Genomic DNA, 19,028 nt, shown 5'->3' with positions numbered 1-19,028 from the left:
CACGAGACAAGCCGCAGGCATTAGGCTATACAGGCGCCCGCCTGGAACCTGCCGCGATGGAGTCCGCCATGTTCGCCCGCCTGCTCTGCCTGTCCCTCACCGTCCTGCTGGCCGCCTGCGCCAGCGAGAAGCCCGCGCCAGCCACCCAGCCGGTCGCCGTGGCAAAGCCATCGACCTCCAGGCTCGACGAGCCGGTGCCGGCCAACCTGCGCGCCCTCACCGGCCAGATCAGCAGCGCCCAGGGCTTCCTGCCGGCAGGCAGCGAAGTGGAGCTGGCGCTGCTGGTGATCGACCAGCGTGATCGCCCGCAGCAGCTGCTCTCCAGCGAGAAATTCACCGCCACCGGCCAGGCCCTGCCGTTCCGCGTGGTGTTCAACCCGGAAGCCTTCCCGGCCGGCGCCCGCGTCGAACTGCACGGCCGCGTCTCGCAGTCCGGCCAACTGGCCTGGCGCCTGCCGCCGGTGCGCATCACCCAGCCGGACAACCGCGCCCTCGGCGAACTGCACCTGGTGCGCGCGCCGTGATGCCGCCGCTGTCCCTGCAGCAGGCGCTGGGAGAACTGCTGGGCGATGCACGCCTGAGCGCGGAAACCCTGCCCGGCACCGATATCCGCCTGTGGCTGATCGACGCGCAGAACATGGACCGCGAGTTCAGCCCCGACGAAACCCGGCGCATCCTCGAAGAACCGCCCTACTGGTGCTTCTGCTGGGCCAGCGGCCTGGTGCTGGCGCACTGGCTGGCCGAGAAGCCCGAATGGGTGCGCGGCAAGCGCGTGCTGGATTTCGGCGCGGGCTCAGGCATCGCCGCCATCGCCGCGGCCAAGGCCGGCGCCGCCGAAGTGGTGGCCTGCGACCTCGACCCGCTGGCACTGGACGCCTGCCGCGCCAACGCCGAACTGAACGGCGTGGAGCTGAGCTATTCGGCGGACTTCTTCCAGGAAACAGATCGTTTCGATCTGATCATCGTCGCCGACGTGCTCTACGACCGTGCCAACCTGCCGCTGCTGGACGAATTCCTCAGCCGCGGCCGCGAAGCCCTGGTGGCCGACTCGCGGGTCCGCGACTTCCGCCATCCGCTGTACCAGCGCCTGGGAATTCTCGACGGCTGCACCTGGCCGGACCTGGCCGAGCCGGCCGAATTCCGCCATGTCAGCCTGTACCACGCGCGCCGCGGGTGACATCGGCGCATTGGGTGGGACGATCGCGGACGGAGTCCGCTCCTACGTAACCGGCGAGCGCGACGCGGGACGCGCGTAGGAGCGGACTCCGTCCGCGATGGCTTTCCGGCCACACCACAGCCTGGCCGGATTGGGTTGTTTCCGTTCCAGAGCGCCCCCACTTATAGTGGCAACCACCTTCATCGCCCCACTCGATTCGAGATTCCCCATGAGCGATACGCCCTACATCTTCGACGCCAGCATCGCCAACTTCGATCAGGTCGTCATCGAGAACTCCTTCCACAAGCCGGTCCTGGTGGACTTCTGGGCCGACTGGTGCGCCCCGTGCAAGGCGCTGATGCCGCTGCTGACGCAGATCACCGAGTCCTACCAGGGCGAGCTGCTGCTGGCCAAGGTCAACTGCGACGTCGAGCAGGACATCGTGATGCGCTTCGGCATCCGCAGCCTGCCCACCGTGGTGCTGTTCAAGGACGGCCAGCCGGTCGACGGCTTCGCCGGTGCGCAGCCCGAATCGGCGATTCGCCAGATGCTCGAACAGCACGTGCAACCGCCCGCCCCCGCCGCCGGCAACCCGCTGGAACTGGCGCAGGCCGCCTTCAACGAAGGCCGCTTCGCCGAAGCCGAGGCGCAGCTGAAAGCGCTGCTGGGCGAGGACAACACCAACGCCGCCGCGCTGATCCTCTACGCCCGCTGCCTCGCCGAGCGCGGCGAGCTGGGTGAAGCCGAGACCGTGCTCGACGCGGTGAAAGGCGCTGATCACAAGCAGGCGCTGGCCGCCGCCAAGGCCCAGCTGACCTTCCTCCGCCAGGCCGCCGACCTGCCCGACGCCGCCACGCTGAAGACCCGCCTGGCCGCTGACGCCAACGACGACGAAGCCACCTACCAGCTGGCCGTCCAGCAACTGGCCCGCCAGCAGTACGAGGCGGCGCTGGACGCCCTGCTCAAGCTGTTCGTGCGCAACCGCAGCTACGGCGAAGACCTGCCGCGCAAGACGCTGGTGCAAGTGTTCGACCTGCTGGGCAACGACCATCCGCTGGTGCTTGCCTACCGGCGCAAGCTGGCGAACGTTCTCTACTGATCGCCGGCCATACGCGGGCCACGCCCGCATGTTCGCGAGCAAGCTCGCTCCTACGAAGAGCCGTGCGGCATTCGGCCAAGCTGAAACCTGTAGGAGCGAGCTTGCTCGCGAACCGCACGGCAGAGGAGCTGGTTTCGTAGGGCGGATAACCTGGAACAGGTTATCCGCCGTATCCGCTCGCGGTGGATAACCCTGGCGCGCTATTTGCCCTACCAGGGCGAGCCGAGACGGCTTCTACTCCTCGACCCAGTTGAACAGCTGCACGCCGTCGCGCACCTCGATCTTCACCTTCGGGCTGTGCCGCAAGCGCACCAGCAAGCCCTTCGCCGCCCCGGAACTGCCCGCCAGCGCCGCCAGCTCATCCAGCAACTGCGGCCCTTCACTGCTGCCACTTCGGCGCAGCAGGTCCTGCGCCGCGAGCCACAGCTGATCCACCGGCGCGCCCGCAACAGGCGCCGGTGCAGCCACGCTCGCCGGCGCTGCGCCAGCAGCAGCCGGCAGGTTCTGCGCCAGCCGCGCCCAGTCGGCGTCATCCATCTCCACGGTGAGGTCCACCGGCCAGTCGCCGATGGTGCCCTTGATTCTCAGCATCGCCCTTCTCCTCGCGGCCTTTCGCGCATGCTCCCACGGCCCCTGGGCAAACGCACGCTAAGCTGGCGTTAATATTTCATCTGTTATAACGTAACAAATTAATCCAACCGACCGGAGTTCCTCCATGCGCCCCCTGCTCCTCGCTGTCGCCCTGCTGCCTCTCGCCGCCCAAGCCCACGACGAACATGAACACGGCAGCCTCGGCAAGCACGAGCATGGCGTCGCCCAGCTCAACGTCGCCCTCGACGGCAAGACCCTGGAGCTGGAGATGGACAGCCCGGCGATGAACTTCGTCGGCTTCGAGCACGCCGCCACCAGCGACGCCGACAAGGCCACCGTCGCCGCCGCCCAGGCCCAGCTCAAGCAGCCGCTGCAACTGCTCGCCCTGCCCGCCTCCGCCAAGTGCAGCGTGCAGTCGGTGGAGCTTTCCAGCCCGCTGTTCGGCGATGCGCCGAAGGCCGACGACGGCAATGATCACGAGCATGATCATGACCACGAGCACGCCGATGGCGACCACGACGAGCACGAAGGCCATCACCACGCCGACATCGACGCCCACTACCAGCTGAGCTGCGAACAGCCGCAGGACCTCGCCAGCGTCGATTTCGCGCCGCTGTTCAAGCGTTTCCCGGGAACCCAGAAAATTCAGGTACAACTGATCGGCCCGAGCGGTCAGCAAGGTGCAGAATTGACCGCTGCCAACCCGACCCTGACATTCTGATATCGACCCGTTGAAATGACCGCACTGCTCGAACTCGACAACCTCGGCTTCGCCTGGCCCGGCCAGGGGGAGCTGCTGGATATCCCTGCCTTCACGCTGGCCCGTGGCGAAACCCTGTTCCTCAAGGGCCCGTCCGGCAGCGGCAAGACCACCCTGCTCGGCCTGCTCGGCGGCGTGCAGCGCCCGCAGCGTGGCAGCGTGAAGCTGCTCGGCGAGGACATCGCGCAGATGAAGTCGGCGCGCCGCGATCATTTTCGCGTCGACCACACCGGCTACATCTTCCAGCAGTTCAACCTGCTGCCGTTCCTCTCGGTGCGCGAGAACGTCGAGCTGCCCTGTCATTTCTCCCACAGCCGCGCCGAGCGCGCGACCCTGCGCCACGGCAGCGTGGCCAAGGCCGCCGAGGCGCTGCTGGGGCACCTGGGGCTGGGCGATGCGGCGCTGATCGAGCGCCGCGCCGACAGCCTCTCCATCGGCCAGCAACAGCGCGTCGCCGCCGCCCGCGCGCTGATCGGCCAGCCGGAACTGGTGATCGCCGACGAGCCAACCTCGGCGCTCGACGCCGACGCCCGTGAAGCCTTCCTCCAGCTGCTGTTCGCCGAATGCCGCGAGGCCGGCGCCAGCCTGCTGTTCGTCAGCCATGACCAGAGCCTTGCCACCCTGTTCGACCGCAGCCTGTCGCTGAGCGACCTCAACCGCGCCGCCCGCGCTCCGGGAATCTGAGCATGTACCTGTTGCGCCTGGCGCTGGCCAGCCTGTCCAACCGCCGCTTCACCGCCCTGCTGACGATCTTCGCCATCGCCCTCTCCGCCTGCCTGCTGCTGGCGGTGGAGCGCGTGCGCACCGAAGCCAAGGCCAGCTTCGCCAGCACCATCTCCGGCACCGACCTGATCGTCGGCGCCCGCTCCGGTTCGGTGAACCTGCTGCTCTACTCGGTGTTCCGCATCGGCAACGCCACCAACAACATCCGCTGGGAAAGCTACGAGACGGTCACCCACAGCCCGCTGGTGAAATGGGCCATCCCGATTTCCCTGGGCGACTCGCACCGCGGCTACCGCGTCATGGGTACCGACACCGGCTACTTCGAGCACTACCGCTTCGGCCGTGGCCAGGAACTGGAGCTGGCCGAGGGCAAGCCCTTCGGCCAGGACCTGTTCGACGTGGTGCTCGGCGCCGAAGTCGCGCAGGCGCTGCATTACAAGCTCGGCGACAAGATCGTCCTCGCCCACGGCGTCAGCACCATCAGCCTGGTGCAGCACGACGACAAGCCGTTCACCGTGGTCGGCATCCTCAAGCGCACCGGCACCCCGGTGGACCGCACCCTGCACATCTCGTTGCAGGGCATGGAAGCGCTGCACGTCGACTGGAAGAACGGCGTCCCGGCCCGTGGCGCCGGGCGCATCAGCGAAGACCAGGCGCGCAGCATGGACCTGCAGCCCAAGGCGATCACCGCCTTCCTGCTCGGCCTCAAGAGCAAGGTAGCGACCTTCACCCTGCAGCGGCAGATCAACGAATACGACGGTGAGCCACTGATGGCGATCCTGCCGGGTGTGGCACTGCAGGAGTTGTGGGGGCTGATGGGCACGGCGGAGAAGGCACTGTTCGTGGTTTCGCTGTTCGTCGTGCTGACCGGCCTGATCGGCATGCTCACGGCGATCCTCACCAGCCTCAATGAACGCCGCCGCGAAATGGCCATCCTGCGCTCGGTGGGCGCGCGGCCCTGGCACATCTTCAGCCTGCTGGTGGCCGAAGCCTTCGCCCTGGCGCTGGCTGGGGTGGCACTGGGCGTCGGCCTGCTCTACGCCGGTATCGCCGGCAGCCAGGCCTACGTACAGGCGAACTACGGCATATTCCTGCCGCTGGCGCTGCCCAGCGCCTATGAATGGTCCCTGCTCGGCGGCATACTCCTGGCCGCGTTGCTGATCGGCTGTGTGCCGGCCTGGCGCGCCTATCGGCAGTCGCTGGCCGATGGCCTGTCGATCCGTCTCTGAGCCAGCCCCCTGCGAGCCAGCCTCATGAAAGAAAGCCCCCTGCGCCGTCTGCTGTTCCTCCTGCTGATGCTCGCCAGCGCCGCCGCCTGGGCTGCGCCGCGCGAACTGACCTGGCCCGAGCTGATCCCCGAAGGCGCACCGCCGCCCCCGCCGCCGGTGCCGCTGCACGACATGTCCAAGCTTTCCGATGTACTCAATTCGGAGAGCGGTCCGGCAGTGAAGCAGCAGATACCCAACGCACCCGTGGTACAGCAGCTGGACGGCCAGGAAGTGAAGATGCCGGGCTACATCGTGCCGCTGGAAGTCGAGGAAGACGGCCAGACCGTGCGCGACTTCCTGCTGGTACCCTATTACGGCGCCTGCATCCACGTGCCAGCACCGCCGTCCAACCAGATCGTCTATGTTCGAGGCGGCAAGGGCGTAAAGGTCGATGAGCTTTATCAGCCCTTCTGGATCACCGGCAGGATGAGCGTGAAGGCGATGGAAAGCGACCTCGCCGACGCCGGCTACCAGATGCAGGCCAGCAGCATCGAACCCTACGAATACACCGGGCAGTGATCGGGCGCGGCGCTTTGCCGCACCCCCGATTCCTACAAAGCCTGGGGGCTTTATTGAGCCAGGTCAAAAGAGCTCTTTTAGTGCTGTCTACTATTCTGGGCACCAACACTTATACCAAAGAGATATTGGAGCTCATCATGCGTAAGTCCTGGATCGCCCCCTCGCTTCTCGCACTCGCCGCAGCCATTCCCGCCGTGACCCAGGCCGCCGACATCCGCGGCCACCAGGCTGGCGACTTCCTGGTACGCGGCGGTATCGCCACCGTTGCGCCCGACGATAGCAGCAGCGCCCTCAAGTTCGACGGCGTGAAAGCCAGCGGCACCAAGGCCACCGTGGACAGCGACACCCAGCTGGGCCTGACCTTCGCCTACCTGCTCACCGACAAGATCGGTATCGAGCTGGTCGCCGCCACTCCGTTCAAGCACCAGGTCGACGTCAAGGGTCTGGGCGGCGGTCTGGACGGCAAGCTCGCCGACATCAAGCAGCTGCCGCCGACCGTGCTGCTGCAGTACTACCCCATGGGTGGTACCAACTCCGCCTTCCAGCCCTACGGCGGCATCGGCGTCAACTACACCACCTTCTTCGACGAAGACCTCACCGGCTCCCGCAAGGACCAGGGCTTCAGCAACCTGAAGCTGCAGGATTCCTGGGGCCTGGCCGCCGAACTGGGCATGGACTACATGCTCAACGAGCACGCCTTCGTCAACGCCGCGGTCTGGTACATGGACATCGACACCAAGGCCAGCGTCGACGGCCCGTCCGCACTGGGCATCCAGAAGACCAAGGTCGATGTTGACGTCGACCCCTGGGTTTACATGGTCGGTTTCGGCTACCGTTTCTGACGGAGCAAACGTGAAAAGGCGCCCAAGGGCGCCTTTTTCATTTTCAGGGAACCGGTATGTATCTCGAACTCAAAGCACTGCACGTCAGCCTCGCCATCATCAGCACCGCCCTTTTCCTGCTGCGCCTGGGGCTCAGCTGGTGGGGCAGGCGCCCCTCCGGCTGGCAGCGCGGGCTGCCCCATCTGATCGACACCCTGCTGCTGCTCAGCGCCCTGGGCCTGGTGCACCTGGCGATGCCCTGGCCGCTGCCGGTGTGGCTGCAGGTGAAGATCGGCCTGCTGGTGCTCTACATCGTGCTGGCCGCCTTTGCCATGCGCAGCGCCGCGCGGGCACCCAAGGCGATTTTCAGCGTCCTGGCGCTGACCTCGCTGGCCGGCGTTTTCTACCTGGCGCTCAACAAACCCTGGTGGTGATCAGCTGCGCCAGGCCTTCGGCCAGCGGCGTCGGCTCATCCAGGCTGTAGCGCGCCAGCAGGCGGCGGTTGTCGGCGCGGGAATGACGGATATCGCCATGGCGTGCCGGCTGGTAGGTAATCTCCGGCAGGCCGCCCGTCAGCTTGCCGATCTCGGCCAGCAACTGGTTGAGGCTGGTGGACTGGTCGAGGCCGACGTTGATCGCCGACTCGGCCACTTCGTCCGCCAGCAGCGCGGTCACCAGCAGCTTGACCAGGTCACCGACGTAGATGAAATCACGGGTCTGCTCGCCATCGCCGAACACGGTGATCGGCAGGCCCTGCTCGGCGCGCCGGGCGAAGATGCTGATCACCCCGGAGTACGGCGAGGACGGGTCCTGGCGCGGGCCATAGACGTTGAAGAAGCGGAAGATCGCCGGCTCCAGGCCATGCTCGCGACGGTAGAAATCGAGGTAGTACTCACTGGCCAGCTTGTCCGCGGCATAGGGCGTCAGCGGCGCCTTGACCACGTCTTCGTCGATGGCGCTGCCTTCGCCGTTCTGCCCGTAGACCGCCGCGCTGGAAGCGAACAGCACCCGCTGGATGCCTTCCTGGCGCATGGCCTCGCAGAGGTTCAGGGTGCCGATGAAGTTGGCGCGGTGGGTGCCCACCGGGTCTTCCACCGAAGCCTGCACCGAGGCGATGGCGGCCAGGTGCACGACGCCCTGGCAGCCGCTCAGCGCGCCGCGCAGGGCGGCTTCATCGGCGACGTTGCCGACGATCAGCTCGACGCGCGGATCGAGGTGTTCGCGCTTGCCGGTGGACAGGTCGTCCAGCACGCGCACGGCAAAGCCCTGCGCCAGCAGCGCATCCGCCAGGTGGGAACCGATGAACCCCGCGCCGCCGGTGATGAGGATGGGCTGCGCAGAGGGGGAAAGACGATCAGACATGGCGGTAGTAACGGTCCAGCAGGGCGGGCAGGCCGGCGCGCCAGGCGCGCGGCTTGATGCCGAAGGTATGGAGGATTTTCTTGCAGGCGAGCACCGCGTGCTGCGGTTCGTCGCCGGCGTCCGGGCGCGCGGCGTGGGCCTGCGGGCTCGGTTCCTGGACGGCCAGGGTGTGGAAGGCGCGAGCCTCTCCGAGTACCACCTGGCCCAGGGACAGGGTGGTGGTCGCCTCCAGGCCGCCGTAGTGATAGGTGCCCCACAGCGGCGCCTGGCAGTCGAGCTGCTTGAGCACGGAGAGGATTACCCGCGCGGCGTCGTCTATCGGGGTCGGGTTGCCGCGGCGGTCGTCGGCGAGGAACAGCACCTGCTCCTTCTCGGCCCGTTCGAGGAAGCGCCCGAGCACGCCCTCGGCGCTGTCATCCAGCAGCCAGCCAAAGCGCAGCAGCACATGCCGCGGGCAGGTCGCCCGCACCCACTGCTCCATGCGCCACAGAGCCTGGCCACGCGGGCCCAGAGGCAGCGGCTCGTCCTTCTCGCTGTAGGCGGTGGCGCGGGCGCCATCGAACACGCGGTAGCTGGACGGTTGGATCAGCAGGATTTCGTGGTGCTGGCAGAGTTCGGCCAGACGCTCGACCGCACGCTCCTGGCTGGCCAGGCGGGCCGCGTCGACGGCTTCGGCCTGGAACCAGTCGTAGTAGTAGGCGAGGTTGATCACCGCGTCGGGGCGGGTCTCGTCCAGCAGGACGGTGAGGCTGGAAGCGTCCCAGCCCTGGTCGGGCGGCCGGGGGGCGAGGAAGCCGATGTCTTCCTCGGCGCCGAGGCGGATCAGCGCCTGTCCAAGGGCATTACCGCCACCCAGCAGCATCAGGCGCATGCGCATATTCGGGGGGTCACTCGAATCCGTGGGTTACCGCCGGCGCGCACGGCGCCGGGGATGATGCCCGCATTTTTCCTGTGCCCCGGCACAGCGTCAAGCTTGGCCGACCCGCTGCAGCCTTTGCCGCTCGCGGCAGTGACGCTTCAGGAGCGCCGGCGGAACAGCGGGCGCGGCTCTATCACCGAACGGCCGTAGAGCACGCTGAGGCCGGCCAGGCCCTTCAGGGCGTCCTCCACGGACTTGTCCTCGCGCACGGCGAAGGCGTCGAAACCGCACTGGCGCAGGTGCGCCAACTGGTCGCGCAGCACATCGCCCACCGCGCGCAACTCGCCGCGCCAGCCGAGGCGACTGCGCAGCAGGTAGGCCAGGCTGTAGCCACGACCGTCGCGGAAGCTGGGGAAGTCGATGGCGATCAGGGGCAGTTGGTCCATCAGCCCCTCCAGTTGGTACGGATCATCATCCGGCCCCAACCAGACGCCGCTTTTCTGTAGGAGCGAGCTTGCTCGCGAACCGTCCCCCAGCTCCGGCGCCTCTGGGAATTTCTGTTCGCGAGCAATAACGATGGCGTCCCCCTCGCTCCTACAAGGCGCATCAGCCAACCACGATCCCAGCGGCAGGATCAGCTGGCCCTCGGGTAACGTCTCGGGCACCTCGCGCAGCAGCATCCATGCATCCTCGGCGTCGAACTGCGCCACGCCATCGCGCAGACGAATCAGGTTCTTCATGCCGGCACCTCCGCCTGGCGGTAGACCCGCGCCTTGAACGGTTCCAGGCCGATGCGCTCGACCGTTTCGACGAAGCGCTCACCGGCGCCGCGCTGCTCCACATAGGTATGCACCAGCGCCTCGATCACATCCGGCACTTCGGCGGCGCTGAACGACGGGCCGATTACCTTGCCCAGCGCGCTCTTCACGCCCTGCGCGCCGCCGAGGGTGATCTGGTACCACTCGCTGCCGTTCTTGTCGACGCCGAGGATGCCGATGTTGCCGATGTGGTGGTGGCCGCAGGCGTTCATGCAGCCGGAGATGTTCAGGCTGAGGTCGCCCAGGTCGTGCAGGTAGTCGAGGTCCTCGAAGCGCTGCTGGATGCCCTGGGCGATGGGGATCGACTTGGCGTTGGCCAGCGCGCAGAAGTCGCCGCCGGGGCAGGCGATGATATCAGTCAGCAGGCCCTGGTTCGGCGTGCCCAAACCGGCCGCGCAGGCTTCCAGCCAGAGCGCATGCAGATCGGACTTGCGCACGTCCGGCAGCACCAGGTTCTGTTCGTGGGCGACGCGGATTTCGCCGAAGCCGAAGCGCTCGGCCCAATCAGCCACCTGCTCCATCTGTTCGGCGGTGGCATCCCCCGGCGGCGCCTCGGCGCCCGGTTTGGTGGACAGCACCACGCTGGCATAGCCGGGCACCCGATGCGGGCGCACGTTGCGCGAAACCCAGCGGGCGAAGGCGGGGTCGGCCGCCAGTGCGCTGCCGTAGGCCAACTCGTCGGCTGCCTCATAAACAGGCGGATCGAACGCCGCCGCAACCCGCTGGTACTCATCGAGGGTCAGCTGCGCCTCGCCATCGCGCAGGTGTTGCCACTCCTCCTCCACTTCGCGGGAGAACGCCTCGATGCCCAGCGCCTTCACCAGGATCTTGATCCGCGCCTTGTACTTGTTGTCACGCCGGCCGTGGCGGTTATACACGCGCAGGATGGCCTCGACATAGGACAGCAGGTGCCACCAGGGCAGGYCCTCGCGAATCACCTGGCCGAGCATCGGCGTGCGCCCCAGCCCACCACCCACCAGCACCTTCAGGCGCAGCTCGCCGTCTTCGGCGCGGCGCAGGTAGAGGCCGATGTCGTGCATCATCACCGCCGCGCGGTCTTCCTCGGCGGCGCAGATCGCGATCTTGAACTTGCGCGGCAGGAAGAGGAATTCGGGGTTCACCGTCGACCACTGGCGGAGGATTTCCGCCAGCGGGCGCGGGTCGAGGAATTCGTCGGCGGCGACGCCGGCGAAGGCCTCGGTGGTGATGTTGCGTACGCAGTTGCCGGAGGTCTGGATGGCGTGCATCTCGACCTCCGCCAGGCGCTCGAGGATGTCCGGCACCCGCGCCAGCTCCACCCAGTTGAACTGGATGTTCTGCCGCGTGGTGAAGTGGCCGTAGCCACGATCGTGCTCGCGGGCGATCCAGGCCAGGGTACGCATCTGTTCACTGGACAGGGTGCCGTAGGGAATCGCCACCCGCAGCATGTAGGCATGCTTCTGCAGGTACAGGCCGTTCTGCAGGCGCAGCGGCAGGAATTCCTCTTCGCTCAGCTCGTCACTCAGGCGCCGCTGCACCTGGTCGCGGAACTGCGCCACCCGTTCGCGCACCAGGGCGCGGTCGTAATCATCGTATCGGTACATCGCCAGGCCACCTTCGGGACGTTGCGTAGCGGCCTGCTTCTGTCGTCGAGCGCGCTACTTCAGGGATGACCGAACTATGGCCGGCGCCTGCTGTGCAAAACAGCGGCAGATCACGCGGGAAAAACCGGATCAGATGCGCCCCACCCCTGCCCCGGCAGGCCTGCGACCGGTTGCCGCAACAGGCCCGATCAGCCGTTCCATCGCGCAGGACGCCAGGCCTGTGGCGACGCGGGGCGGAGCATTTTTAGCCATCTGATATGGTTTTTTCCGGCGAACCTGAATCTGTTTCGGGTGCAGACCGATTCGTACAGTCGCGGCGCCTCTTCTGCCTGATGGGCCACGACAATGAGCGAAAGAATCCAAGCGAAGATCATCGAGATCGACGCCCCGCAACGTTTCACCCCGCCGCCCAAACCGCTGTCGGCGGTGACCCCGACGGTCTACACCAAGCGCTTCGCCGGTCGCTTCCGCGATCTGCGGCGCCTCGGCGGCGGCCTGCTGTTCCTGCTGTTCTTCGGCACCCTGTGGCTGCAGTGGAACGGCCGCCAGGCGGTGCTCTGGGACCTGCCCGAGCGCAAGTTCTACATCTTCGGCGCGACCTTCTGGCCGCAGGATTTCATCCTGCTGTCGGCGATCCTGATCATCGCCGCCTTCGGCCTGTTCTTCATCACGGTGTTCGCCGGCCGCGTCTGGTGCGGCTATACCTGCCCGCAGAGCGTGTGGACCTGGGTGTTCATGTGGGCCGAGCAGGTCACCGAGGGCGACCGCAACCAGCGCATCAAGCGCGACCAGGGCCCGGTGAGTACCGAGAAAGTCCTGCGCAAGGGCGCCAAGCACGGCCTCTGGCTGCTGATCAGCCTGGTCACGGCGATCACCTTCATCGGCTATTTCACCCCGGTGCGGCCGCTGGTGGCGGACCTGTTCACCTTCAGGCTCGACCTGGAAAGCGCCTTCTGGGTCGCCTTCTTCGCCGCCGCCACCTACGCCAACGCCGGCTGGCTGCGCGAGCAGGTGTGCATCCACATGTGCCCGTACTCGCGCTTCCAGAGCGTGATGTTCGACAAGGACACCCTGATCATTTCCTACGACGCGGCGCGCGGTGAATCCCGCGGCGCGCGCAAGAAGGACGCCGATCCCAAGGCCCTCGGCCTGGGCGACTGCATCGACTGCCAGCAGTGCGTGCAGGTCTGCCCTACCGGCATCGATATCCGCGACGGCCTGCAGATCGCCTGCATCGGCTGCGCCGCCTGCATCGACGCCTGCGACTCGGTGATGGACAAGATGGGCTACGACCGTGGTCTGGTGCGCTACACCTCGGAAAGCGCGCTGGAAGGCGGCAAGACCCACCTGCTGCGCCCGCGCCTGATCGGCTACGCGGCGGTGCTGCTGGTGATGATCGGTGCGTTCATCTGGGCGCTGGAGGCACGGCCGCTGATCAACCTCGACGTCGCCCGCGACCGGGGCCTGTTCCGCGAGAACGCCGCCGGCGAGATCGAGAACATCTACAACCTCAAGCTGATCAACAAGACCCAGCAGCCGCAGCACTACCACCTGAGCCTCGCCGACGACGCCGGCTACCGCCTGCAGGGCGTGCCGGAGCTGATGCTGCAGCCGGGCGAGATCCGCGACTTCGCCATCTCGGTGGCAAGCCTGGCGCAGAGCAGCGCCGGGGGTTCGGTGCCGCTGCACTTCAGGGTCAGTGACGGCAACGAGGAGCTCGACGCCGCCAGCACCTTCGTCTCGCCGAGGCGCTGAGCATGGCCAGGGAGCTTGGCGTGACCTCGGCGCAGCGCCTAGAGTGGGCGGATTCTTCCGCCCCTCAGGCCGCCGTGCAGGACAAGATGAAGCGCTACGAGAAATTCGCCGACGAGATCGCCGGCCTGATCCGCAGCGGCGTGCTCGCTCCCGGCCAGAAAGTCCCCTCGGTGCGGCACGCCAGCCGCACCTACGGGGTCAGCGCTTCCACGGTGTTCCAGGCCTATTACCTGCTGGAGGATCGCGGGCTGATCGTCGCCCGCGCGCGCTCCGGCTACTTCGTCCGCGAGCACGTGCAGCGCGCCCTGGCCGAACCGGAAATCGCCCGCCACGACGCGCAGACCACCGAGGTGGACGTCAGCGAACTGGTGTTCTCGGTGCTCAGCTCGATCAAGGACCCGGACACCGTACCCTTCGGCTCGGCCTTCCCGGCGCCGGAGCTGTTCCCTCTGCCGCGCCTGGCGCGCTCCATGGCCCACGCGGTGCGCGACATGGACCCGCGTGCGACGATTTCCGACCTCGCACCCGGCAGCCACTCGCTGCGCCGGCAGATCGCCCTGCGCTACATGGTCGGCGGCATGCCGCTGCCAGTGGAGGAGCTGGTGGTCACCAATGGCGCGCTGGAAGCGCTGAACCTGTGCCTGCAGGTGGTCACCCGCCCTGGCGATCTCGTCGCCATCGAGGCGCCAGCCTTCTACGCCAGCCTGCAGGTGCTCGAACGCCTGAAACTCAAGGCGGTGGAAATCCCTGTGCACCCGCGCGAAGGGATCGATCTCGACGTGCTCGCCGACAGCCTGGCGCGCCTGCCGATCAAGGCCTGCTGGTTCATGAGCAACTTCCAGAACCCGCTGGGCGCCAGCATGGCCGAGGACAAGAAGCGCGCCCTCGCTGGCCTGCTGGCCAAGCACCAGGTGCCACTGATCGAGGATGACGTCTACGCCGAGCTGTACTTCGCCGCCCAGGCGCCCAAGCCGGTGAAGGCCTTCGACAGCGAAGGGCTGGTGATGCACTGCAGTTCCTTCTCCAAGAGCCTGGCGCCGGGCTACCGGGTCGGCTGGGTGGCGGGTGGGCGCTACGCCGAGCAGATCGAGCGACTCAAGCTGATGACCAGCCTGTCGGCCTCGGTGCCGGCCCAGGCGGCCATCGCCGACTACCTGCAGCACGGCGGCTACGACCGCCACCTGCGCAAGCTGCGCCACGCGCTGGAAAGCCAGCAGCACGCGATGCTCGCCGCCGTGGCCCGGCACTTCCCCGCCGCCACCCGCGTCACCCGCCCCAGCGGCGGCTACTTCCTGTGGCTGGAACTGCCCGAGCACATCGACGCGCTCAAGCTGTTCCAGCTTGCCCTGGCCCAGGGCATCAGCCTCGCGCCGGGGCCGATCTTCTCGGCCACCCGGCGCTTCGGCCACTGCCTGCGGCTGAACCACGGCCACCCGTGGACCACCACCAGCGAGCAGGCCATGGAAACCCTCGGGCGGATCATTCATTCGCTGTAGAAGGGCCGCAGGACTGATCCGCACATTCGGAAACGCTCTGTATCTATGCGGCAAGTTGTCGCAGGAATACCCTGTCAGGCAGGAAACCCGGACGAGGGAAGCTGCCATGGAAGCGGAAGGCCTGACGATCCTCCTGACGGTGTGCGCTGCACTCGGCGTGCACCTGTGGGTGCGCTGGTACCTGCGCCGAGGGATGACACCGCGCGCGGAGCCCTGGCTGGCCTGAAAATACTGGGCGCGGCGAGCGGCGGTTGCTATACAGACAGCGATCACCGCCCACCATGGAAGGCCCGATGAACCTCTGGCAGCGCGACCTCAGCCACTCCCCCTACGCCGAAGCGGTGCGCGCCGAACAGTTCGACGTGCTGCGGCGCAACTCGCCGTTCTCCATCATCGCCGCCTACCTCGTCGCCGGCCTGACCACCTGGGTACTCAGCGATGCCCAGCCGCTGCCACTCCTGCTCGCCTGGTTCGCCGCACAGACCGTGCTCGGCGCCCTGCGTTTGTGGCTGCTGCGCCGCCATGACCAGCTGCGAAACGACGATACCGGTGCCCGGCGCCGCTGGCTGATCCAGGTGATGGTTACCACCGGGGTCTCGGGCCTGCTCTGGGGGCTGCCGGCCGCCTACTGGGTGACGGTGCTGCCGGCGTCGCTGCAGATGTACGTGGTGGTCGTCCTGCTGGGCCTGGGCACTGGCGTGATGAACGCCTACAGCATCGTCCTGCCACTGTTCTACCTGTTCATCGTGCCGGCCTTCACCCTGCCCTTCGCCAGCCTGCTGGTGCTGCTGCCGGACGCGCTGAGCAAGACCCTCGGCGCGGCGGCGCTGGTCTACGCCTTCACCATCTGCGCCTTCGCCTACCGCTTCCACGCGACCCTGGTGGATTCGCTGCTGCTGCGTTTCGAGAACATCGAACTGCTGCAGAAACTCAGCGTCGAGAAGGAAGCCGCCGAGCGTAGCGACCAGGCCAAGACCCGCTTCCTCGCCTCCGCCAGCCACGACCTGCGCCAGCCCACCTATGCCCTCGGCCTGTACCTCGGCGCACTGCAGAAACAGCCGCTGGACGAGGCCAGCCGCAACCTCGTCGAGCACATCTCCCGCGCCCTGGCGGCGCAGGGTTCACTGTTCGATGCGCTGCTGAACATCTCGCGGCTGGACGCCGGCATCGTCCAGCCCAGCCTGCAGCCCTTCTCCCTCGCCGAACTACTGGAACGCATCGCCGAGGACTGCCGCGTACAGGCCACCGATAAGGGCTTGAAGCTGCGCGTACATGCCGGCGCGCCTTTCGTGAAATCCGACCCGGCACTGCTCGAACGCATCCTGCGCAACCTGGTGGAAAACGCCATCCGCTACACCGACCGCGGCGGCGTGCTGATCGGCTGGCGCCGCCGTGGCCGGCAGGTGCGGGTGGAAGTCTGGGACAGCGGCCCGGGGATTCCCGCCAGCGAACGGCAAAAGGTGTTCTGGGAATTCCACCAGTTGAACAACCCCGAGCGCGACCGCAGCAAGGGTCTCGGTCTGGGCCTGGCCATTGTCCAGCGCACCTCCGCCCTGCTCGACCATCCCCTGGTGCTGCATTCGCGCGAAGGCCACGGCAGTGCCTTCATGCTCAGCCTGCCGCGCGCCACCGCCGTGCAGCCGCGTCAGGTGGAAATCCCCGCGCTGCGCAGCGTGGTGGGCAGCGACAAGCTGATCTACGTGATCGAGGACGACGCCGAGAACCGCGAAGGCCTGCGCCTGCTGTTCCACAGCTGGGACTACCGCCACCGCATCGTCGCCGACGTGGCTGACCTGCTGAACGACCCGGCGGCAGCGCGCGAGAAGCCCGACTTGATCATCAGCGACTACCGCCTGCGCGACCACCAGACCGGCCTCGACGCCATCGAGCGCCTGCACCGGCACTACGAGGACGACTGGATCGCCGCCATGCTGGTCACCGGCGACACCGACCCGCGCCTGCTCGCCCAGGCCGCCGCCCACGGCTGGCCGCTGCTGCACAAGCCGCTGGCGGCGGAGCAGTTGAAGGCGATGATCGATGAGCAGCTGAGCGAGCTGGAACCGCTGGACGACTGAGGCCAAGTCTTGCCTGTAGGAGCGAGCTTGCTCGCGAACTGAGTTACCCGGCGATACCGAAGCTGAGGCGGTTCGCGAGCAAGGACTGGGCGTCCCCCTCGGTCCTACGAAAAGCTGCTCCTCACTCTGTTGAAGAGCTGCTCCGATACAGATGCGCATGCCCCGCGCTGTACAGCGACGAATCGGCAAAGCCCTCCGCCCCCAACACTTTGCCCACCAGGATCAGCGCCGTGCGTTTGAAGCCCTTGGCCTGCGCCTTCGGCAGGATATCGCCGAGGGTGCCGGTGACCTGGTCCTGGTCCGGCCAGCTGGCGCGGTGGATCACCGCGATGGGGCAGTCCGCGCCATAGTGGGGTAGCAACTCGGCGACGATGTTCGCCAACTGGCCGACGCCCAGGTGAATCGCCAGGGTCGCGCGGTGCTGCGCCAGTTCGGCCAGCGACTCACCTTCGGGCATCCGCGTCTTGCTGGCATAGCGAGTGAGGATCAGCGTCTGGGAAATATCCGGCAGGGTCAGCTCGCAGCCGAGGATTGCCGCGCAGGCCGAAGTCGCGGTGACACCGGGGACGATCTCGTAAGCGATGCCGCGTTCGCGCAGGTGGCGAATCTGCTCGCCGATGGCGCCGTAAAGCGAAGGGTCGCCGGAGTGCACCCGCGCCACGTCCTTGCCCTCGCCGTGGGCCTGCGCCAGCAGCGCGACGATCTCGTCCAGGTTCAGTTCGGCGGTGTTCACCACGCGCTCGGCGCTGTGGCCTTCCAGCACCGCCGGCGGCACCAGCGAGCCGGCGTAGAGGATCACCGGGCAGCTGCGGATCAGCCGCTGGCCCTTGACCGTGATGAGCTCGGGATCGCCGGGGCCGGCGCCGATGAAGTAGACGGTCATGACGGCTCCTGTGCGGATTCGACGGGAATGAAGGCCAGCGCGCAGGTGGCCTGCTCGCTGCGCCGCTTGCCCACCAGCAGACGCGCCGAGGCGCCGCCCTGGACATCGGCCTGCAGCAGCGCGGCGGCCTCGGCTACGCTGGCGCTGCCGGTGGCCGTGCGCACCCTTTCCGAGGGCTCGCCCAGGCGCTTTTCGCAGGCAGCCAGCTGTTGTGGAGTGAACAGCGCCAGCGGCAGATCGAGGGCGGCGGCCAGGGCCGTCAGCCCTTCCTCGTCGGCCTTCAGCGTGGCGCTGGCCAGCGCGGTGAGGTTCGACTCGTCCAGCCCGGCTTCGGCCAGCGTATCGCGCAGCAGGGCGCGCAGTTCATCGAGCGGGCAACCCCGGCGGCAACCGAGGCCGGCAACCAGTGTCATGGTCGCTCTCCTTGCAGATCCAAATAAAAACCCCGCAGACGGTCGGGCCGGCTGCGGGGTCGAGCATAGCGGCGAATCAGGTCGACGGCGCGAAGCGGCGGAACAGCCAGGCGGCGACCAGGCCCAGGGCGGCCCAGAATACGGCGTTGGTGACCAGCGAGGCGACGATGAACTCGTGGGCGATGCTTTCCGGCGCCAGGCTGGAATGCACTTCCGGCTGCGGCGCGCCGATCAAGTGCGGCACCACCAGCAGGGCGAGGCCGACGATGCGCAGCGCCCAGTGGCGGCCGAACACCAGCAGCGCGAGGCCGGCGGCGGTGGCCGCAGCAGTGCCGATCCACCAGGTCTGCCGCAGGCTCAGGTCGGCGGCGGCGGTACCGGGGACTTCCGGTGGCAGGCCGAGGGACGGCGCCAAGGTGAACACGGCGAAACCGGCCAGGCCCCAGAGCAGGCCCTCGGAGGTCCTGCCCGGCTCGCGCAGGGTGAACAGGCCGGCCAGCATCAGCGCGAAGCCCACCGCGACCACCAGGTTGCCACCGGTGGTGGAGAGGATGCGCTGCCAGCCGTCTTCCGGCTCCCAGGCTTCCGCGTCATGGTGATGCCCGGCGGCGGCGCCATCGGCATGCTCGTGGGCGTGCTCCTCAACCAGTGCAGCGGCCGGCTCGGCCTTCTCGTAGGTTTCCGCCTTGAGGATCAGCGGGGATACCCACAGCAGCTGGACCACGGTGAGCACCAGCGCGGCAATCAGACCGGCGAAACCGGCGGTCTGGGCGATACGTTTGATCATGAGTTCTTTCCTTTCCGTCTCCGAGCCATCGAATCGAGCGAGCTAGAGCCAGGCAAGGCG

The 19,028-nt window shown here is 67.4% G+C and carries 20 protein-coding genes; 12 read left to right on the top strand and 8 right to left on the bottom strand.

The features are described 5' to 3' along the window. Positions 1-56 precede the first annotated feature (56 nt). The 3 genes from QO207_RS05895 (at position 57) to trxA (ending at position 2,255) form a co-directional block, all read left to right on the top strand. Positions 57-524, top strand: coding sequence for a YbaY family lipoprotein (locus QO207_RS05895; protein WP_301531580.1), 468 nt, complete (start codon positions 57-59; stop codon positions 522-524). Continuing rightward, positions 521-1,177, top strand: a complete 657-nt coding sequence (locus QO207_RS05890) for a methyltransferase (protein WP_301531579.1) — start codon at positions 521-523, stop codon at positions 1,175-1,177. Before QO207_RS05895 ends, QO207_RS05890 begins: the two co-directional genes overlap by 4 nt. 208 nt (positions 1,178-1,385) lie before the next feature. Then, positions 1,386-2,255, top strand: coding sequence for a thioredoxin (trxA, locus tag QO207_RS05885; protein ID WP_301531578.1), 870 nt, complete (start codon positions 1,386-1,388; stop codon positions 2,253-2,255). 234 nt (positions 2,256-2,489) lie between these two features. On the opposite strand, the gene QO207_RS05880 is transcribed toward trxA, so the two are convergent. Further along, a complete protein-coding gene (locus tag QO207_RS05880; protein WP_301531577.1) occupies positions 2,490-2,846 on the bottom strand; it encodes a hypothetical protein in 357 nt (118 codons plus the stop codon). Between the two features lie 124 nt (positions 2,847-2,970). On the opposite strand from QO207_RS05880, the gene QO207_RS05875 reads away from it, so the two are divergent. From QO207_RS05875 to QO207_RS05850, 6 genes are all read left to right on the top strand, one after another. Continuing rightward, positions 2,971-3,567: a DUF2796 domain-containing protein gene (locus QO207_RS05875; protein ID WP_301531576.1), complete on the top strand. Its 597-nt coding sequence runs from the start codon at positions 2,971-2,973 to the stop codon at positions 3,565-3,567. 15 nt (positions 3,568-3,582) lie between these two features. Then, complete coding sequence (locus tag QO207_RS05870; RefSeq protein ID WP_301531575.1) at positions 3,583-4,290, top strand: ABC transporter ATP-binding protein; 708 nt, start codon at positions 3,583-3,585, stop codon at positions 4,288-4,290. A gap of 2 nt (positions 4,291-4,292) precedes the next feature. Further along, the gene (locus QO207_RS05865; RefSeq protein WP_301531574.1) at positions 4,293-5,558 is read left to right on the top strand and encodes an ABC transporter permease; all 1,266 of its coding nucleotides are present in this window, start codon (positions 4,293-4,295) and stop codon (positions 5,556-5,558) included. A gap of 24 nt (positions 5,559-5,582) precedes the next feature. Further along, on the top strand, positions 5,583-6,116 hold the full coding sequence (locus tag QO207_RS05860; protein WP_301531573.1) for a DUF3299 domain-containing protein: 534 nt from the start codon (positions 5,583-5,585) through the stop codon (positions 6,114-6,116). 137 nt (positions 6,117-6,253) lie between these two features. Continuing rightward, on the top strand, positions 6,254-6,958 hold the full coding sequence (locus QO207_RS05855) for an OmpW family outer membrane protein (RefSeq protein WP_301531572.1): 705 nt from the start codon (positions 6,254-6,256) through the stop codon (positions 6,956-6,958). A 56-nt stretch (positions 6,959-7,014) separates the two neighbouring features. Then, positions 7,015-7,371, top strand: a complete 357-nt coding sequence (locus QO207_RS05850) for a SirB2 family protein (RefSeq protein ID WP_301531571.1) — start codon at positions 7,015-7,017, stop codon at positions 7,369-7,371. Here the strand turns inward: QO207_RS05850 and QO207_RS05845 are convergent. The 4 genes from QO207_RS05845 to QO207_RS05830 form a co-directional block, all read right to left on the bottom strand. Next, positions 7,352-8,299 (bottom strand): NAD-dependent epimerase/dehydratase family protein, encoded by a 948-nt coding sequence (locus QO207_RS05845; RefSeq protein ID WP_301531570.1) that lies wholly within the window; start codon positions 8,297-8,299, stop codon positions 7,352-7,354. The two genes, QO207_RS05850 and QO207_RS05845, sit on opposite strands and share 20 nt — an antisense overlap. Further along, positions 8,292-9,176, bottom strand: a complete 885-nt coding sequence (locus QO207_RS05840) for a sugar nucleotide-binding protein (RefSeq protein WP_301531569.1) — start codon at positions 9,174-9,176, stop codon at positions 8,292-8,294. Before QO207_RS05840 ends, QO207_RS05845 begins: the two co-directional genes overlap by 8 nt. A gap of 140 nt (positions 9,177-9,316) precedes the next feature. After that, positions 9,317-9,898 (bottom strand): DUF934 domain-containing protein, encoded by a 582-nt coding sequence (locus QO207_RS05835; protein ID WP_301531568.1) that lies wholly within the window; start codon positions 9,896-9,898, stop codon positions 9,317-9,319. Further along, positions 9,895-11,559, bottom strand: coding sequence for a nitrite/sulfite reductase (locus QO207_RS05830; RefSeq protein ID WP_301531567.1), 1,665 nt, complete (start codon positions 11,557-11,559; stop codon positions 9,895-9,897). Before QO207_RS05830 ends, QO207_RS05835 begins: the two co-directional genes overlap by 4 nt. 345 nt (positions 11,560-11,904) lie before the next feature. Here QO207_RS05830 and ccoG point away from each other — a divergent pair, with 345 nt between their 5' ends. From ccoG to QO207_RS05815, 3 genes are all read left to right on the top strand, one after another. After that, positions 11,905-13,314 carry a cytochrome c oxidase accessory protein CcoG gene (ccoG, locus tag QO207_RS05825; RefSeq protein ID WP_301531566.1) on the top strand — a complete coding sequence of 470 codons (1,410 nt, stop codon included), beginning with the start codon at positions 11,905-11,907 and terminating at the stop codon, positions 13,312-13,314. 86 nt (positions 13,315-13,400) lie between these two features. Then, positions 13,401-14,810 carry a GntR family transcriptional regulator MpaR gene (gene mapR, locus QO207_RS05820; protein WP_301531813.1) on the top strand — a complete coding sequence of 470 codons (1,410 nt, stop codon included), beginning with the start codon at positions 13,401-13,403 and terminating at the stop codon, positions 14,808-14,810. A gap of 293 nt (positions 14,811-15,103) precedes the next feature. Beyond that, the gene (locus QO207_RS05815; protein ID WP_301531565.1) at positions 15,104-16,885 is read left to right on the top strand and encodes a hybrid sensor histidine kinase/response regulator; all 1,782 of its coding nucleotides are present in this window, start codon (positions 15,104-15,106) and stop codon (positions 16,883-16,885) included. Between the two features lie 121 nt (positions 16,886-17,006). Here the strand turns inward: QO207_RS05815 and cobM are convergent, their stop codons facing one another. The 3 genes from cobM to QO207_RS05800 all read right to left on the bottom strand — a co-directional run bounded on the left by cobM (position 17,007) and on the right by QO207_RS05800 (position 18,968). Next, the gene (gene cobM / locus QO207_RS05810; RefSeq protein WP_301531564.1) at positions 17,007-17,768 is read right to left on the bottom strand and encodes a precorrin-4 C(11)-methyltransferase; all 762 of its coding nucleotides are present in this window, start codon (positions 17,766-17,768) and stop codon (positions 17,007-17,009) included. Then, positions 17,765-18,181, bottom strand: a complete 417-nt coding sequence (locus QO207_RS05805) for a cobalamin biosynthesis protein (RefSeq protein WP_301531563.1) — start codon at positions 18,179-18,181, stop codon at positions 17,765-17,767. Before QO207_RS05805 ends, cobM begins: the two co-directional genes overlap by 4 nt. Before the next feature lie 76 nt (positions 18,182-18,257). Further along, positions 18,258-18,968: a CbtA family protein gene (locus tag QO207_RS05800; RefSeq protein WP_301531562.1), complete on the bottom strand. Its 711-nt coding sequence runs from the start codon at positions 18,966-18,968 to the stop codon at positions 18,258-18,260. Between the last annotated feature and the right edge of the window lie 60 nt (positions 18,969-19,028).

It is taken from the genome of Pseudomonas sp. CAN1 (genome assembly GCF_030462585.1).
Lineage (GTDB): Bacteria > Pseudomonadota > Gammaproteobacteria > Pseudomonadales > Pseudomonadaceae > Pseudomonas.
This window is presented reverse-complemented; position numbering and strand designations above follow the sequence as displayed.

Excerpts from the sequence above, each read along its gene's own strand:
- QO207_RS05895 (WP_301531580.1), top strand. The coding sequence starts at position 57 with ATGGAGTCCGCCATGTTCGCCCGCCTGCTCTGCCTGTCCCTCACCGTC.
- trxA (WP_301531578.1), top strand. The coding sequence starts at position 1,386 with ATGAGCGATACGCCCTACATCTTCGACGCCAGCATCGCCAACTTCGAT.
- QO207_RS05880 (WP_301531577.1), bottom strand. The coding sequence starts at position 2,846 with ATGCTGAGAATCAAGGGCACCATCGGCGACTGGCCGGTGGACCTCACC.
- QO207_RS05875 (WP_301531576.1), top strand. The coding sequence starts at position 2,971 with ATGCGCCCCCTGCTCCTCGCTGTCGCCCTGCTGCCTCTCGCCGCCCAA.
- QO207_RS05870 (WP_301531575.1), top strand. The coding sequence starts at position 3,583 with ATGACCGCACTGCTCGAACTCGACAACCTCGGCTTCGCCTGGCCCGGC.
- QO207_RS05865 (WP_301531574.1), top strand. The coding sequence starts at position 4,293 with ATGTACCTGTTGCGCCTGGCGCTGGCCAGCCTGTCCAACCGCCGCTTC.
- QO207_RS05860 (WP_301531573.1), top strand. The coding sequence starts at position 5,583 with ATGAAAGAAAGCCCCCTGCGCCGTCTGCTGTTCCTCCTGCTGATGCTC.
- QO207_RS05855 (WP_301531572.1), top strand. The coding sequence starts at position 6,254 with ATGCGTAAGTCCTGGATCGCCCCCTCGCTTCTCGCACTCGCCGCAGCC.
- QO207_RS05850 (WP_301531571.1), top strand. The coding sequence starts at position 7,015 with ATGTATCTCGAACTCAAAGCACTGCACGTCAGCCTCGCCATCATCAGC.
- QO207_RS05845 (WP_301531570.1), bottom strand. The coding sequence starts at position 8,299 with ATGTCTGATCGTCTTTCCCCCTCTGCGCAGCCCATCCTCATCACCGGC.
- QO207_RS05840 (WP_301531569.1), bottom strand. The coding sequence starts at position 9,176 with ATGCGCATGCGCCTGATGCTGCTGGGTGGCGGTAATGCCCTTGGACAG.
- QO207_RS05835 (WP_301531568.1), bottom strand. The coding sequence starts at position 9,898 with ATGAAGAACCTGATTCGTCTGCGCGATGGCGTGGCGCAGTTCGACGCC.
- ccoG (WP_301531566.1), top strand. The coding sequence starts at position 11,905 with ATGAGCGAAAGAATCCAAGCGAAGATCATCGAGATCGACGCCCCGCAA.
- mapR (WP_301531813.1), top strand. The coding sequence starts at position 13,401 with ATGAAGCGCTACGAGAAATTCGCCGACGAGATCGCCGGCCTGATCCGC.
- QO207_RS05815 (WP_301531565.1), top strand. The coding sequence starts at position 15,104 with ATGAACCTCTGGCAGCGCGACCTCAGCCACTCCCCCTACGCCGAAGCG.
- cobM (WP_301531564.1), bottom strand. The coding sequence starts at position 17,768 with ATGACCGTCTACTTCATCGGCGCCGGCCCCGGCGATCCCGAGCTCATC.
- QO207_RS05805 (WP_301531563.1), bottom strand. The coding sequence starts at position 18,181 with ATGACACTGGTTGCCGGCCTCGGTTGCCGCCGGGGTTGCCCGCTCGAT.
- QO207_RS05800 (WP_301531562.1), bottom strand. The coding sequence starts at position 18,968 with ATGATCAAACGTATCGCCCAGACCGCCGGTTTCGCCGGTCTGATTGCC.